This window comes from Halomonas sp. CKK8 (genome assembly GCF_029625235.1).
Taxonomy (GTDB): Bacteria; Pseudomonadota; Gammaproteobacteria; order Pseudomonadales; family Halomonadaceae; genus Halomonas; species Halomonas ventosae.
In genome coordinates this window covers 1,285,091-1,300,386 of sequence record NZ_CP121193.1, presented here as the reverse complement: position 1 = coordinate 1,300,386, position 15,296 = coordinate 1,285,091, and the positions used below count along the sequence as shown (strand labels likewise).

The window sequence follows — 15,296 nt, the reverse complement described above, 5'->3', positions numbered from 1 at the left end:
GGGCCTGCCTTATCCTGCGGGAAACCCTCGAAATCAGGAGGACGACCATGGCGGCGCTCCCCTCGCAGGCAGACGCGGTGATCATCGGCCTGGGCGGCATCGTCGGCGCCTCGGTGGCCCATCACCTGATCGAGCAGGGCTGGACGAACCTGGTGGGGCTCGAGACCTCCGCCCTCCCCTCGGACATCGGCTCCACCGCCCACGCCTCCGACTTCTGCTTCATGACCGCCCACGACCGGCTCTCCTGCTACACCACCACCTACAGCCAGCGTTTCTATGAGGCGATGGGGCACTACCACAAGGTTGGCGGCCTGGAGATCGCCCGGGTCGGCGACGAGGCGCGACTGGCCGAGCTGCAGCGCAAGGTCGCCTCCGGCAAGGCCTTCGGCACCAACGTCCGCATGGTCGATGCCGACGAGGTGCTGGCGCGCTTCCCCCTGCTGGACCGCGACCAGGTGCTGGGCGGCATGTGGGACCCCGACGCCGGCCTGGTGATCCCGCGTTCCCAGCGGGTGGCCGGCGAGCTGGTCGAGCGCGCCGTGGCGGGCGGCCAGTTGCAGGCCTTTGCCGAGACCCCGGCGCTGGACATCGACGTCCAGGATGGCCGGGTCTGCGGCGTCGAGACGCCCAGGGGCTACGTTGCCACCCCGCGGGTGATCATCACCTCGGGCATCTGGGGCCCGATTCCCGCCGCCATGGGCGGCGCCGCCCTGCCGCTGATGCCGGCGGAGCATCCGCTGCTGTTCTTCGGCCCCTTCGAGACCTTCGCCGGCACCGGCAAGGAGATCGGCTATCCGCTGCTGCGCGACCAGGGCAACTCCGCCTACATGCGCGACACCGGCGACCCGACCAGCACCGAGGGCGGCCAGCTGGAGTGGGGCTACTATGAGTCCCGCGAGCCGCGGCTGGTGGACCCTCGCGCCATCCTCCCGCGCGACCGGGCACGCCTCTCGCCCTCCATGCGCGACCTGGACCTGGACCAGGTGGCCGAGGCCTTCGAGCGGGCCATCGAACTCGCCCCCGTGCTCGGCGAGCTGGGCTGGGACGAGAAGCACTCCTTCAACGGCCTGCTCTCGGTCACCTCGGACGGCGGCTCCCTGGTGGGCGAGTCGCCGGAGACCCGCGGCCTGTGGTTCTGCGAGGCCGTCTGGGTCAAGGACGGCCCCGGCATGGGCAAGCTGCTCGCCGACTGGCTGACCCATGGCCGCCCCGAGCTCGACCCCTGCGGCATCGACATCGCGCGCTTCTACCCGGTGCAGAAGACGCCCCACCATGTCCTGGGTCGCTGCCGGGAGATCGCCCGCAAGATCTACGACCCGCCGGTGCACCCCCGCGAGCCCTTCGAGAGCGGCCGCGACCTGCGCCGCGGCCCCTTCTGGCCTCGCGAGAAGGAGCTCGGCGGCCACTTCATGGAGGCCGCCGGCTGGGAGCGCGCCCACGGCTATGCCGCCAACGAGGCGCTGCTGGAGCGCTACGGCGAGCGGGTACCCGAGCGTCCGGCCGAGTGGGACGCCCGCCACTTCTGGCGGGTATCCAATGCCGAGCACCTGGCGCTGTCCGACGACGTGGGCATGATCAACCTCTCCCACTTCGCCATCTACGATATCTCGGGCCGCGATGCCGAGGCGCTGCTGGAGTGGCTCTCGGTGGCCCGGGTGGGCGGCGATACCCCCATCGGCAAGGGGATCTATACCCACTTCCTGGATGCCGCCGGCGGCGTCCACTCGGACCTCACCATCGTGCGCCTGGCCAAGGACGCCTGGCGGGTGGTCTGCGGCGGCGACACCGGCCACCGCGACCTTATGTGGATCACCCGCCGCGCCGAGGCGGCCGGCCTGACCCGCTGGCACCTGGAGGATCGCAGCGACGGCCTGGCCACCCTCGGCCTTTGGGGCCCCAACGCCCGGCGTACCCTGCAGGCCCTGGCGGATGATCCCGAGGGCCTGGAAGACGCCCGCTTCCCCTTCGCCACCGCCCGCGAAATCCGCATCCAGGGATTGCCGGTGTGGGCCTTTCGCATCTCCTACGTGGGCGAGCAGGGCTGGGAGCTCTATGTGCCCTTCAGCTACGGCCTGGCGCTCTGGGACCGGCTGTTCGACGCCGGGGTGACGCCGGTGGGCATCGAGACCTACGCCAACAGCCGCCGCCTGGAGAAGAGCCTGCGCCTGCAGAACGTCGACCTGCTCACCGACTACAACCTTTACGAGGCGGGCCTGGCACGACCCAGGGTCAAGGCCGCGGACTTCCACGGCAAGGCCGCCTACCTGGAACAGCGCGAACGGCACGGCCAGCCGGCCACGCTCTGCACCCTGGTGATGGAGGCACACCACGACGCCGCCGGCACCCCGCGCTTCCCGGTCGGCCAGTCGCCGCTGCTCGACCCCGAGAGCGGCGAGGTGCCGGTGGACACCCTGGGCCGGCGCTCCTACGTGACCAGCATCGCCTTTGGGCCCTCGCTCGGGCGCAACATCGCCCTGGCCTATCTGCCCGCTGGCTACGCCGAGGAGGGAAAGACCCTGTTGCTGGAGTACTTCGCCGAGCACTACCCGATGCGGGTGGCCGCCGTCGGCTATCGCGCCCTCTATGACCCGGAGAACGCCCGGCCGCGAGGCTGAGGTCTCAGCCGCCCGGCAGCCCGTCCGGCAGAGCCAGCTCGGCCTGCCGCTGCTGCCGGCGCTTACGCTCGCCGCTCGGCGAGTGGCCGAAGTGGTCGTGGTAGCACTTGGTGAAGTGGGGGGGCGAAACGAAGCCGCAGGCCAGCGCCACCTCGGTGATCGGCATCCGCGTCTGCTGCAGCAGCAGCCGTGCCCGGGCCAGGCGCAGTTCCAGGTAGTACTTGAGCGGCGGACAGCCCACGTAGCGCTGGAAGAGGCGCTCCAGCTGACGCCGCGAGAGGTCGGCATAGCGGGCCAGCTCGTCCAGCGCCAGGGGCTCCTGGAGGTTGGCCTCCATCAGGGTGGCCACCTCCTCCAGCTTGGGATGGCTATGGCCCAGGCGCACCCGCAACGGGCTGCGCTGGCGGTCGCCCACGCCGCGGATGCGCTCGTGGATGAACTCCTCGGCGATCGCCTCGGCCATGGCCAGCCCCTGCTGGCGACCGATCAGGTTGAGCATCATGTCCAGGGGGGCGATGCCGCCCGTGCAGGTGTAGCGGTCGCGATCCATGACGAACAGCTGGGAGGTAAAGGTCACCTCGGGGAAGCGCCGCGCCTCGTGGAGGCTGCCGATATGCTCCCAGTGCAGGGTGCAGCGATAGCCGTCGAGCAGCCCCGCCCGGGCCAGCACATAGCCCCCGGTGCACACGGCGCCCAGTGGGATGCGCCGTTCGGCCAGGCGCCTGAGCCAGGAGAGCGTGGCGCGATCGCAGTGCGCCTGCACGTCCAGGCCACCGCACACCAGCAGCAGGTCCAGTTGCGGCATGGGCTCCAGCGCCTGGTCCACCGCCGTGGGCAGGCCGCTGCTGGCCGTCACCGCGGTGCCATCGCGGCTCACCAGGTGCCAGGTGTAGAGGGGACGGTCGGCCAGATGGTTGGCCATGCGCAACGGCTCCAGCGCCGCGGAGAAGGCGAGCTGCGAGAACCCGGACAGCAGCAGGAAGCCGATGTCATGGTGGTCCTTGGCCGGTACGGGAGCCTCAATCATCCTCCTTCCCCTCGCCGGCGCTCGGCCGGGCGACGTTGTCATCAGGAATAGTCAATCCCTTCGACCCTCGGCAAGGGCAGCGAGTTTGCGGCAGGTGTCGCTGCGCCCAAGGCCGCGGACGTCGACAGGCAAAAGGGCCGCGTCAGGCGCACGATACTGAACGGGACGCGAGGCATGACCCGCCGACGCCCAAGAGGAGAGACGCTGATGGCACCCCAAGCGACCGAGCAGGCCGCGTCCCGGCCCGCCGACAACCTGAGCATCGCCCGCGCGGTGCGCCTCTGGCCGATCGAGGAGATCGCCCATCGCCTGGGCCTGCCCGGCGAGGCAGTGGAGCCCTATGGCCGCGGCATCGCCAAGCTCGACCTGGCGGCCTTGGCGACCCTGGCCGAGCGCCCGCAGGGGCGCTACGTGGTGGTGACCTCGATGACCCCCACCCCGCCCGGCGAGGGCAAGACTACCACCGCGATCGGCCTGGTGCAGGGACTGCAGCGCCTCGGCCACACCGCTACCGTCGCCCTGCGTCAGCCCTCCATGGGCCCCACCCTGGGCCTGAAGGGCGGCGCCACCGGCGGCGGCTACAGCCAGGTGCTGCCCATGGAGCGCATCAACCTGCACCTCACCGGCGACATCCATGCGGTGGCGGCGGCCCACAACCTGCTGGCGGCCATGGTCGACAATCACCTGCACCATCGCCTGGAACCCGAGCTGGATCCTCGCGAGGTGCGCTGGCAGCGCGTCATCGACCTCAATGACCGCGCCCTGCGGCACCTCGTCATGGGCCTCGGCGGGCGCGGGGACGGGATGCCCCGCCAGGGCGGCTTCGAGATCACTGCCGCCTCCGAGGTGATGGCGGTGCTGGCGCTGGCCGACTCCCTGGCCGACCTGCGCCGACGCTTGGGCCGGCTGATCGTGGGGCTGGACCGCGACGGCGAGCCGGTCACCGCCGAGCAGATCGGCGCCGCCGGCGCCATGACGGTGCTGCTCAAGGAGGCACTCAAGCCCAACCTGCTGCAGACCCTCGAACACGCCCCGGCGCTGATCCATGCCGGCCCCTTCGGCAACATCGCCCACGGCAACTCCTCGATCGTCGCCGACCGCATCGGCCTGCACGCCGGCGACTTCCTGGTCACCGAGGCGGGCTTCGGTGCCGACATGGGCGCCGAGCGCTTCTTCAACATCAAGTGCCGGGCCTCGGGCCTCGTGCCAGACGCCGCAGTACTGGTGGTCACGGTACGCGCCCTGAAGTACCACAGCGGCCGCCACCGGGTGGTGCCCGGCAAGCCGCTGCCCGCCTCGCTGCTGGGGGAGTCCGCCGACGAGGTCCGGGAAGGCGGGGCCAACCTGCTCAAGCAGATCGACAACGTGCGTGCCCACGGCCTCTCGCCCGTGGTGGCGATCAACGCCTTCCCCGGCGACCATCCAAGCGAGGTTGCCACCATCCGTGAGCTATGCGCCTCGGTGGGCGTGCGCGCCGAGGTCTCCAGCCATGTGCGCGACGGCGGCGAGGGCGCCCTGGGCCTGGCGCAGGCGCTGGTCGAGGCGATCGACGAGGCCGACGAGGCGGGGAACGGCTTCCAGTTCCTCTACCCCGCCGAGATGGCGCTGGCGGAGAAGATCGAGCGCATCGCCACGCGCCTCTATGGCGCCGAGGGGGTCGACTTCGCCCCGGGGATCCGCGAGCTACTGGAGACCTGGCAGCAACAGGGGTACGGGGCGTTTCCGGTATGCATCGCCAAGACGCACATGTCGCTGTCGTCCGACCCGGGACGGCTCGGCGCCCCCACGGGCTGGCGGCTGCCGGTGCGCGAGGTGCGCCTCTCCGCCGGCGCCGGCTTCGTCTATGCCCTGGCCGGCGACATTCGCACGATGCCCGGGCTCGGCGCCTCGCCGGCCGCCATGCGGCTGGATATCGACGAGGATGGCGAGACGGTCGGCCTCTACTGAGGCTGGGGAACAGCTGATTTATGTCGCGAGCGAAGAGAGGTTGGCCGCCGCCGGAGCACAGAAACCGGAGCCTATGCGGCACTAGGTGAGGATTTCGACCGGGCTGGCGAACCAGCACCGCCGGCGGCCAAGATATCGAGCGCAGCAATAAATCAGTGTTTCCTAGAGGCCCAGGCGATCGCGGGTGGCGTAGTACCAGGCGCCGATCGCCGACAGCGGCACGCGCAGCAGGCGGCCACCGGGAAACGGCAGGTGGGGCAGGCCGGCGAAGGCATCGAAGCGCTCCTCGCGGCCCGTCATCACCTCGGCGATCAGCCGGCCGGCCAGGTGGGTACAGGTGACGCCGTGCCCCGAGTAGCCCTGGGCATAGTAGACGTTGTCGTTGACCACCCCGAACTGCGGCAGGCGGTTGAGCGTCATCAGGAAGGTGCCGCTCCAGGCGTAGTCCACCTTGACGTCCTCGAGCGACGGGAAGGTCGTGAGCATCTTGGGCCGGATGACGCCCGCGATGTCGGCGGGGTCGCTGCCGCCGTAGTTGACGCCGCCGCCATACAGCAGGCGGTTGTCGCGGGTGAGGCGGAAGTAGTCCAGCAGGTAGTTGCAGTCCTCCACCGCCAGGCCATTGGGGATCAGGGCACGGGCCCGCGCCTCGTCCAGCGGCTCGGTGGTGATGATCTGGGTGCCGCAGGGCATCGACTTCCCCTCGATCTCGGGCAGCACGCCCTTGAGGTAGGCATTGCCGGCCATCACCACCCGGTCGGCCCGCACGCGACCGCCGGCGGTGCGCACCACCACCGGCTCGCCGTGCGCCACGCCGGTGACCGGCGAGTACTCGAAGATGCGCCCGCCCAGCGACTCGACGGCCGCCGCCTGGCCCAGCACCAGGTTGAGCGGGTGCAGGTGACCGCCGCCGTGGTCCACCAGGGCGCCGGTGTAGCGCTCGCTGTCGACCTCGCGCTTGACCGCCTCCCCGTCGAGCAGTTCGAGCTCCCGATAGCCGTAGCGCTCCCACAGCGCCTGGTGCTCGCGGAGCCCTCGCATCTGGCTGGCGTTGCAGGCGGCGAAGAGGTTGCCGTCCCTGAGGTCGCAGTCGATGGCGTAGCGCTCGACGCGCTCGCGGATGATGCGGTTGCCCTCGAAGGCCATGTCGCCCAGGGCGCGGGCGGTATCGGCGCCGTACTTCTCCTCGATGACGTCCATGTCGCGGCTGTAGCTGTTGACGATCTGGCCGCCGTTGCGCCCCGAGGCGCCATAGCCGACCCTCACCGCCTCCAGCACCACCACCGAGAAGCCGCGCTCGGCGAGGTGCAGGGCGGCGGAGATGCCGGTGAAACCCGCTCCCACCACGCAGACGTCACAGCTCACCTCGCCCTCGAGGGCGGCGCGCTCGGGGGCGTCGTTGGCGGTGGCGGCGTACCAGGACGCGGCGTGATCGCGCTCGAATGGGACAGACATGGAACCCCCCTGTTGGCAATTTTATTCAACATCAATACCCCATGTTAGGCGTAATATCCCGACAATGGCAATGAGATGACATGGGATAATCACCAAAAAAGACCGCCGGAGGGGAGCCCCTCCGGCGGCGCCGGCCCGCGGGGTACCGGGATCAGCGACTGCGCGCCTCGCTCCACAGCTCCTGGAGCAGCTCGAGCTCCTCGCCGCTCACCGAGGGAGTGAAGTGGAGCCGCTCGCGAGCGGCGGCATCCGGCATCACCGGCGGTTCGCGCAGGGCATCGTTCACCAGCGGCAGGGCCGCCTCGTTGGGGGTGGTATAGAAGTTGTAGTCGGCCAGTCGGGCAGCAACCTCGGGGCGCAGCAGGTACTCGATGAAGGCCCGCGCGGCCCCCGGGTTCGGCGCTCGCGCCGGGATCGCCAGCACGTCCACCCAGCGCTGGGAGCCCTCCTCGGGGATGAAGAAGCCCAGCTTGCCATAGGTCTCGGGATCCTCGGCGCGCTTGCCGGCGAGGTCGCCGTTGTAGGCGATGCCGGCATGGATCACCCCGTTGGCCACCTGTTCGATGGCCGCCGTGGCATCCACGAAGCCGACGAAGTTGTCCCGCTGGCGGGTCTCGATCACGCCGCGGGCCGCCTCCACCCAGGGAGTCTCGCCCACGCAGTCGAAGCCCTGCCCCTGGAAGGCACAGAGGGTGCCGAAGGTGAACTGGGCATCGCCCTTGAGCAGCGCGAAGGGGTAGTCGGCGTTGACTTCGGGGTCATAGAGCAGCCCCCAGCTGGGCTCGGGTGCCGGCCAGGTCTCCCGGTTGTAGACCACCCCGGTCACGCCCCACAGGTAGGGCACGGTGTAGTCACCCTCGGGGTCGAAGCTCGGCGCGCGGAACTCCGCGAGGATATTGTCGTGGCCCTCGAGCCCCTCGCCTTCGGCGGCAAGCGGCTGGATCAGGCCGGCGTCGATCAGCCGCGGTACGAAGTAGTCCGAAGGCACGATCAGGTCATACTGGGCATCGCCACCGGCGGTAAGCTTGGAGAAGAGCTCGGCGTTCGAGTTGTAGTAGTTCTGTACCACCTCGATGCCCGTCTCCGTCTCGAAGGCGTCGATGATGGCCGGATCCATGTAGTCCGACCAGTTGAACAGCCGCAGCTTGCCCTCCTCGGCCGTCGCCGCCAGGCTGACGGCCACCAGCCCCAGGCCCGCCAGCCGGGCCCATTGTCGCAGCAGCATCTCGTCCCCCTCCCTGATGATGGTTTGCCTCGATACGGGGCGACCCCGTCCAGGCACTATACCCGCAACAGCAGGTGCTCGCGTTCCCAGGAGCTGATCACCTGGAAGTAGGCGCGATGCTCGGCGCGCTTGACCGCCAGGTAGCTGTGGGTGAAGCGCTCGCCGAGGATGTCGGCCAGGGGCTGGCAGTCGTGCAGCAGGTCCAGCGCCGGGCCGATGTCGTCGGGCAGCTTGTTGCCGCCGGACCAGGCGGAGCCGACCATCGGCGGGCGCGGCTCGAGGCGGCCCAGCAGGCCCAGGTAGCCGCACGCCAGCGAGGCCGCCATCACCAGGTAGGGGTTCGCGTCGGCGCCCGCCAGGCGGTTTTCCACCCGCGTCGCCTCGGGGGGAGAGACCGGCACGCGCAGTCCCACGGTGCGGTTGTCCATGCCCCACTCCACGTTGATCGGTGCCGAGCCGCTGGTCTCGGTGCGCATCAGCCGGCGGTAGGAGTTGACGTTGGGCGCCAGCAGCGGCATCACCGAGGGCAGGTAGCGTTGCAGGCCGCCGATGAAGTGGTGGAACAGCTTGCTGGGCTGGCCATCCGCGTCGGCGAAGACGTTGTGCCCGTCCTTGGTGTCGAGCAGGCTCTGATGGATGTGCATGGAGCTGCCCGGCTCGTTGGCCATCGGCTTGGCCATGAAGGTGGCATACATGCCATGGCGCAGCGCGGTCTCGCGCAGGGTGCGCTTGAACATCACCACCTGGTCGGCGAGGGTCAAGGGGTCGCCATGCTGGAAGTTGACCTCCATCTGGCCCGCCCCCTCCTCGTGGATCAGGGTGTCCAGGTCGAGGTTCATGGCCTCGCAGTAGTCGTACATCTCCTCGAACAGCGGGTCGAACTCGTTGACCGCATCGATGGAGAAGGACTGGCGACTGCTCTCCTGTCGGCCGGTACGACCGATCGGCGGCTCCAGGGGATAGTCGGAGTCGGTGTTGGTCTTGACCAGGTAGAACTCCACCTCCGGGGCGATCACCGGGGTCCAGCCGCGGGCGGCGTAGAGCTCCAGCACCCGCTTGAGCACGTAGCGTGGCGCCAGTTCCACCGGCTCGCCGGTCAGGTAGAAGCAGTCGTGGATGATCTGCGCCGTGGGGTCCTCGGCCCAGGGCACCAGGTAGATGGCGTTCGCGTCCGGCACCAGTTCCATGTCCCGCTCGGCGGGATTCCAGAAGCGGATGTCCTCGTCGTCGGGATAGCCGCCGGTGACGGTCTGGATGAAGATCGAGTCGGGCAGCCGCGGACGCCCGCCGTTGAGGTACTTGCCGGCGGGCATGATCTTGCCCTTGAGGATGCCGGTCAGGTCGCTGACCAGGCACTCGACCTCGGTGATGCCGTGATTCTGGAACCAGTCGTTGAGGAGCGGTTGCTCCTGTCGGTTACTCATGGGAATTTCCTTGCTCGGGATGGCGGGCCCCCGGCCCGATGCCGGGGGCCCTGCGCTCAGCGAGACTGGACCTCGGACCAGAGCTGCTGGAAGGTCTGCAGGGCATCGCCTTCCAGGCTGGGGGTGAAACGCAGTCGCTCCATGTCCGCCTCGCTGGGCTGGACGGGCGGCTCGGTCAGCACCGCGTCCAGGTAGGGCTCGGCGGCCGCATTGGGGCTGGCGTAGTAGTTGTAGTTGGAGAGCTGGGCGCCGACCTCGGCATCGAGGATGAAGTCGATGAACTTGTGCGCCATGTCCGGGTTGGGGGCCTCGGAGGGGATGAGCATCGCATCCACCCACATCTCGGCGCCCTCGTCGGGGATCATGAAGTCCAGGGTCTCGAAGGTCTCCGGGTCCTCGTCCTTGAAGAAGAGGTAGTCGCCGTTGTAGGAGAGCCCCACGTGGGTGACGCCGCGGGCCAGCTGCTGCAGCGCCGGCGTGCCGTCGGAGAAGCCGCTGAAGGTGTCACGCCCCTTGGTGTCGATCAGCAGCCGGGCGGCCTCCTTCCAGGCGTTCATGTCGGTGCAGTCGTAGCCGTGGCCCAGGTAGGCGCAGGCGCCCCCCATGCTGACCTGGCCGTCGCCCATCAGGGCGAAGGGATGGTCGGGATTGACCTCGGGGTCGAACAGCAGCGACCAGCTCTTGGGGGCCTCCGGGAAGGTCTCGGTGTTGTAGACGATGCCGGTGGTGCCCCACTGGTAGGGTGCACTGTACTCGGCCCCCGGGTCGTAGGCCGGATCCTGGAACTGCGCCATGACGTTGTCGAGGTTCTCGAGCTTCGACTTGTCGAGCTTCTGCACCAGGCCGGTCTGGATCAGCCGCGGCACGTAGTAGTTGGACGGCACGATGATGTCGTACTGCGAGACCCCGCCGGCATTGAGCTTGGCGAACATCTCGGGCAGCGAGTTGAAGTAGTTCTGCACGACCTCGACGTCGTACTTCTCCTCGAAGGCCTCGATGATCTCGGGGTCCATGTACTCGGTCCAGTTGAACAGGTAGAGCTTGTTCTCCTGGGCCTGGACGCTGCCGGCCAGCAGCGCGGCGCCGACGGACAGGGCAAGTGCGGTCTTGTTGATTGTCATCTCGGACTCTCCTCGTTTCCCCTAGGGAAGGCTTGGCCGGCTCATGCCTGCCGGCGACGGCTGAACACCAGGCTGATGATGGCGGCGAGGGCCACCGCGCCGATCATCAGGGTGGCGATGGCGTTGATCTCGGGCGACACCCCCTTCTTGATCGCCCCCCAGATGTAGATCGGCAGGGTCGCGCTCTCCGGCCCCGCGGTGAAGAAGCTGATCACGAAGTCATCCACCGAGAGTGTAAAGGAGAGGAAGAAGGCCGAGATCAACGCCGGCTTGATGGTCGGGAGCATGAAGTGCACCACCCGCTTGATCGGGGTAGCATAGAGGTCCTTGGCGGCCTCGAAGAGCGTCGGGTCCAGGCCCACGAAGCGCGAGTAGACGATCAGCGCCACGAAGGGGATCTGGAAGGTGACGTGGGCGATGATCATGGTCACCAGGCCCGGCTGCAGCAGCCCGGTGAGGCGATGGACCTGCACGAAGAAGGCCATCTCCGAGATGCCGAAGACGATGTCCGGCAGCACGATGGGCAGGTAGATCAGCACGATCAGCCAGCCCAGCTTGCGGTGGCGATGGCGGTACATGCCGTAGCCGATCAAACAGCCGATCCCCAGCGCGATCACCGAGGAGGTGATGGCGAGTATCATGCTGTTGGAAAAGGCCGAGAGGATCTCCTCGTTGCCCATCAGGCGGCCATACCAGCGCAGCGAGATGCCGGTGAAGGTGGCCGCACTGTTGGAGGCATTGAAGGAGAACAGCACCACCACGGCGAGCGGCAGGTAGAGGAAGGCCAGGGTGAACCACCAGAAGCCGGTCAGGCCGCGCTTGAGCGTGCGCTTTCTCATATCACCACCTCCTCGCCGCCACCCAGGCGCTTGCCGATGCGACGCATGGCGAACAGCCCGATAAAGGTGGCGATCAGCATCAGGATCGCGCCGGCGGCGCCCAGCGGCCAGTTGGCCCCGCCGGCGAACTGGTTGGCCACCAGGTTGCCGAGCATCATGCCCTTGCCGCCACCGAGCAGCTCGGGGATCACGTACATGCCGAAGGCGGGGATCGCCACCAGCACGATGCCGGCCAGCAGCCCCGGCAGGGTCTGGGGGAAGACGGCGTGCCAGAAGGCCCGCACCGGCGAGGCGAAGAGGTCCTGGGCGGCCTCCACCTGGGCGGTGTCGAGCTTCTCGAAGGCCGCGTAGAGCGGCAGCACCATGAACGGCAGGAAGTTGTAGACCAGGCCCAGGGTCACCGCGAAGTTCGACGGATAGAGCCCCATGTTGGGGGCAATGAAACCGAGGCCCTCGGCCAGGTTGGAGAGCGGCGTGCCCGGCGCCAGCAGGTTCATCCAGCCGAAGGTGCGGATCACCTGGTTGGTCCAGCTCGGCACCACCACCAGCAGCAGCATGATCGGCCGCCACTTCGCCCGGCAGGTACTGATGTAGTAGGCGATGGGATAAGCGACGATCACCACCAGGCCGGTGGAGACCAGCGTCTGCCACAGCGAGCGCAGCAGGGTGTAGAGGTTGCCGGGGCTCCAGCCCAGGAAGCCGAAGCCGGCCAGGCGCCGGAAGGACTCCAGCGACAGCGGCATCTCCGGCAGGCCATAGGGGCCGTTGGTCATGAAGGCCACGCCCATCAGGTAGGCGCTGGGCAGCACCAGAAAGATCACGATCCAGGTTGCCCCGGGTGCCACGGTGGCCAGCAGGTGCCGTGCCTCGCGCACCATGCCGCGGCTGCGGGCGGAGGGCGTTACGCCGGTGTAGGCCATGTGCGTCTCCTCACTCGCTCAGGGTGACCAGGTCTTCGGGGGCCACCGATACGGTGACCCGGTCCCCCACCTCGGGCAGGTGCCTGCCCCGGTTGTTGAGGGTCGCCTGCAGGGTGCTCGAGCCGATCTCGAGGCGATACTCGGCATGGCTGCCGCGATAGAGCCGCTCGCTCACCACGGCCGGCAGGTGGTTGTCGCCTGCCACCTCACCGGGCAGCAGGTCCAGTGTCTCGGGTCGGATCAACAGCAGGCCGCCCTCCCCGGCGTCCTCGGCGGTGAGCTCGCCGAGCGACGTGGTCAGGCGCCCTCCCTGGCGGGCGGTGACCGGATAGAGGTTGTCATGGCCCATGAAGCGCGCGACGAAGGCGTTTGCCGGACGCTCGTAGACCTCGCGGGGCGGCCCCACCTGCTGGATCACCCCGCCGTTGAGCACGGCGATGCGGTCGGACATCACCATGGCCTCCTGCTGGTCATGGGTGACGAAGACGAAGGTCATGCCGAGGCGCTTCTGCACCCGCAAGAGCTCCACCTGCAGCTGGCTGCGCAGGCCGGCGTCCAGTGCCGAGAGCGGCTCGTCGAGCAGCAGCACGTCGGGCTCGTTGACCAGGGCGCGGGCCAGGGCGATGCGCTGGCGCTGGCCGCCGGAGAGCTGGTCGACACGGCGATCCACCAGGTCGCCCAGCTTGATGAACTCGGCGATCTTCGCCACCCGGGCCTCGCGCTCCTCGGGGGGCAGGCCGCGCATCTTGAGCCCGAAGGCCAGGTTCTCGCGCACCGAGAGGTGCGGGAAGAGCGCATAGGACTGGAAGACGGTATTGACGCTGCGCTTGTGGGGCGGCACCTCGGTGATGTCCTTGCCGCCGATGGCCAGGCGGCCGTCGTCGGCCTCCTCGAGGCCGGCAAGGATGCGCAACAGGGTGGTCTTGCCGCAGCCCGAGGGGCCGAGCAGGGTGAAGAACTCGCCGGCCTCGATGGTCAGGTCGACGCCGTCCAGGGCCACGGTATCGCGGCCGAAGCGCTTGTGCAGGCCCTGCATCTCGATGGAGGAGGCCTCGCGGGCCACCTCGCCCTGTGCCGCCTCCCCGACCGGTGGCGCGCCTGGTGACGCGCTGGCTTCCGCCGTGATGGTGTCGCTCATGGGGGTGCCCTCTCGGTTCTCGATGGCCCGGTTCACAGCCGGTCCCGCAGTTTGTAGAAGTTGGTGGCCAGCACCAGCAGCGGCTTGCGCAGCAGGGTGCCGCCCGGGAAGTGGCGATGGGGCATGGCGGCGAAGACGTCGAAGCGCTCGCTCTGCCCGGCGATGGCCTCGGCCAGCAGCTTGCCGGCCAACCCAGACAGGGCCATGCCGTGTCCGGAATAGCCCTGGGCGTAGTAGACGTTGCTGCCCAGCCGGCCGAAGTCCGGCGCCCGGTCGAGGGTGATGGCCACGTCCCCGCCCCAGCGGTAGTCGATGCGCACCCCCTCGAGGACCGGAAAGATCCGCGCGATCTTGGCATCCATGCGCGCCTCGAGGCCCCGTGGCTCACGGCCATCGTAGCTGACCTCGCCGCCATAGATCAGGCGCCGGTCGGCGGAGAGCCGGTAGTAGTCGAGCACGAAGTTGGCATCGGACAGGGCATCGTTGCGCGGCAGCACCCGGGCCGCCCGCTCGGCCGAGAGCGGCTCGGTGGCGATCATGTAGTTGGCGGCGCGCATGATGCGGCCGGAGAGCTCGGGCACGAGGCCCGCCTGGTAGGCGTTGGTGCCCAGCACCACGAAGTCGGCGGTGACCCGGCCAGCGGCGGTGAGCACGCTGGCCGGCTGGCCATGGCGGACCTCCACGGCGGCACTCTGCTCGTGGATCGCCACCCCGGCGCGGCGGGCCGCCCGGGCCAGGCCCAGGGTATAGTTGAGGGGGTGCAGGTGGCCGCCCTCGGCATCGTGAAGGGCCGCCGGGTAGGCATCGGACACCACGTGTTCGCGCAGGGCCTCCCCCTGGAGCATGGTGAGCGCCGGGTAGCCGTAGTCGCGCGCCATGCGCTCGCGGAAGGCCTCGAGCTCGCGCACGTGGCGCCGCTTGACCGCAGCGTGCAAGTAGCCCCAGGCCAGCTCGCAGGGAATGGCGTGGCGCTCGACCAGCTCGGCGGTGAGGCGCACCGCCTCGCGGCTCATCTCCCAGATATCCCGGGCCCGCTCCCGCCCCAGGGCCTTCTCCACGGTGGCGATGTCGGTGCCCAGCCCCGGCAGGATCTGCCCCCCGCTGCGCCCGGAGGCGCCATGCCCGATCTGCCCGGCCTCCAGCAGCACCACCGAGTAGCCCCGCTCGGCCAGGTGCAGTGCCGCCGAGCAGCCGGTGATGCCGCCGCCGACCACGCAGACATCGGCCTTCACCTCGCCCTCGAGCGGGGGGCAGTCGCCGAGCTCGACGGCGATGGAGTCGCGGTACCAGGAGGCGGGCGGCGCCAGCGGCGGGGTCGTCATGCGGGACACCTGTCGTGTGATGCGCAGTGCGCTGGTTGTTGTTGGCTTCCTCGCCCGGTGAAACCACCCGGGCAGGCCACCTCAGTTTGACACCAGCACCGCAACACCTGTCAAGTATTTAATACCTTGCTGGCGAGCGGCTTTCACGATACCTCAATCCGGCCTTGTTCAACCTCGATACAATAGTCTGTTTTCAAAGACATATATGGGTGAGAAAAGAACATTGACGGTCAGGCGGCCCCCCGGCATTCCGCGCAGATCTC

The 15,296-nt window shown here is 68.9% G+C and carries 11 protein-coding genes; 2 read left to right on the top strand and 9 right to left on the bottom strand.

The window, feature by feature from the left end; all coding sequences use genetic code 11:
* Positions 1-47: 47 nt before the first annotated feature.
* Positions 48-2,615 (top strand): FAD-dependent oxidoreductase, encoded by a 2,568-nt coding sequence (locus P8934_RS06125; protein ID WP_278033388.1) that lies wholly within the window; start codon positions 48-50, stop codon positions 2,613-2,615.
* 4 nt (positions 2,616-2,619) lie between these two features.
* On the opposite strand, the gene P8934_RS06120 is transcribed toward P8934_RS06125, so the two are convergent.
* Entirely contained in the window at positions 2,620-3,642 is a 1,023-nt protein-coding gene (locus P8934_RS06120; protein WP_278033387.1) for a GlxA family transcriptional regulator, read from the bottom strand.
* 207 nt (positions 3,643-3,849) lie between these two features.
* Here P8934_RS06120 and P8934_RS06115 point away from each other — a divergent pair, with 207 nt between their 5' ends.
* Complete coding sequence (locus tag P8934_RS06115) at positions 3,850-5,589, top strand: formate--tetrahydrofolate ligase (protein WP_278033386.1); 1,740 nt, start codon at positions 3,850-3,852, stop codon at positions 5,587-5,589.
* Positions 5,590-5,751: 162 nt separating this feature from the next.
* Here the strand turns inward: P8934_RS06115 and P8934_RS06110 are convergent, their stop codons facing one another.
* The 8 genes from P8934_RS06110 to P8934_RS06075 form a co-directional block, all read right to left on the bottom strand.
* On the bottom strand, positions 5,752-7,044 hold the full coding sequence (locus P8934_RS06110) for an FAD-binding oxidoreductase (RefSeq protein WP_278033385.1): 1,293 nt from the start codon (positions 7,042-7,044) through the stop codon (positions 5,752-5,754).
* 151 nt (positions 7,045-7,195) lie between these two features.
* A complete protein-coding gene (locus P8934_RS06105; protein WP_278033384.1) occupies positions 7,196-8,269 on the bottom strand; it encodes a spermidine/putrescine ABC transporter substrate-binding protein in 1,074 nt (357 codons plus the stop codon).
* Positions 8,270-8,325: 56 nt separating this feature from the next.
* Complete coding sequence (locus tag P8934_RS06100) at positions 8,326-9,693, bottom strand: glutamine synthetase family protein (protein ID WP_278033383.1); 1,368 nt, start codon at positions 9,691-9,693, stop codon at positions 8,326-8,328.
* Positions 9,694-9,749: 56 nt separating this feature from the next.
* Entirely contained in the window at positions 9,750-10,814 is a 1,065-nt protein-coding gene (locus tag P8934_RS06095) for a spermidine/putrescine ABC transporter substrate-binding protein (RefSeq protein ID WP_278033382.1), read from the bottom strand.
* A gap of 41 nt (positions 10,815-10,855) precedes the next feature.
* A complete protein-coding gene (locus P8934_RS06090) occupies positions 10,856-11,653 on the bottom strand; it encodes an ABC transporter permease (protein WP_278033381.1) in 798 nt (265 codons plus the stop codon).
* A complete protein-coding gene (locus P8934_RS06085) occupies positions 11,650-12,573 on the bottom strand; it encodes an ABC transporter permease (protein ID WP_106229109.1) in 924 nt (307 codons plus the stop codon). Before P8934_RS06085 ends, P8934_RS06090 begins: the two co-directional genes overlap by 4 nt.
* 10 nt (positions 12,574-12,583) lie before the next feature.
* Positions 12,584-13,711: an ABC transporter ATP-binding protein gene (locus P8934_RS06080; protein ID WP_278033380.1), complete on the bottom strand. Its 1,128-nt coding sequence runs from the start codon at positions 13,709-13,711 to the stop codon at positions 12,584-12,586.
* 32 nt (positions 13,712-13,743) lie between these two features.
* Complete coding sequence (locus P8934_RS06075) at positions 13,744-15,033, bottom strand: FAD-binding oxidoreductase (RefSeq protein ID WP_278033379.1); 1,290 nt, start codon at positions 15,031-15,033, stop codon at positions 13,744-13,746.
* Between the last annotated feature and the right edge of the window lie 263 nt (positions 15,034-15,296).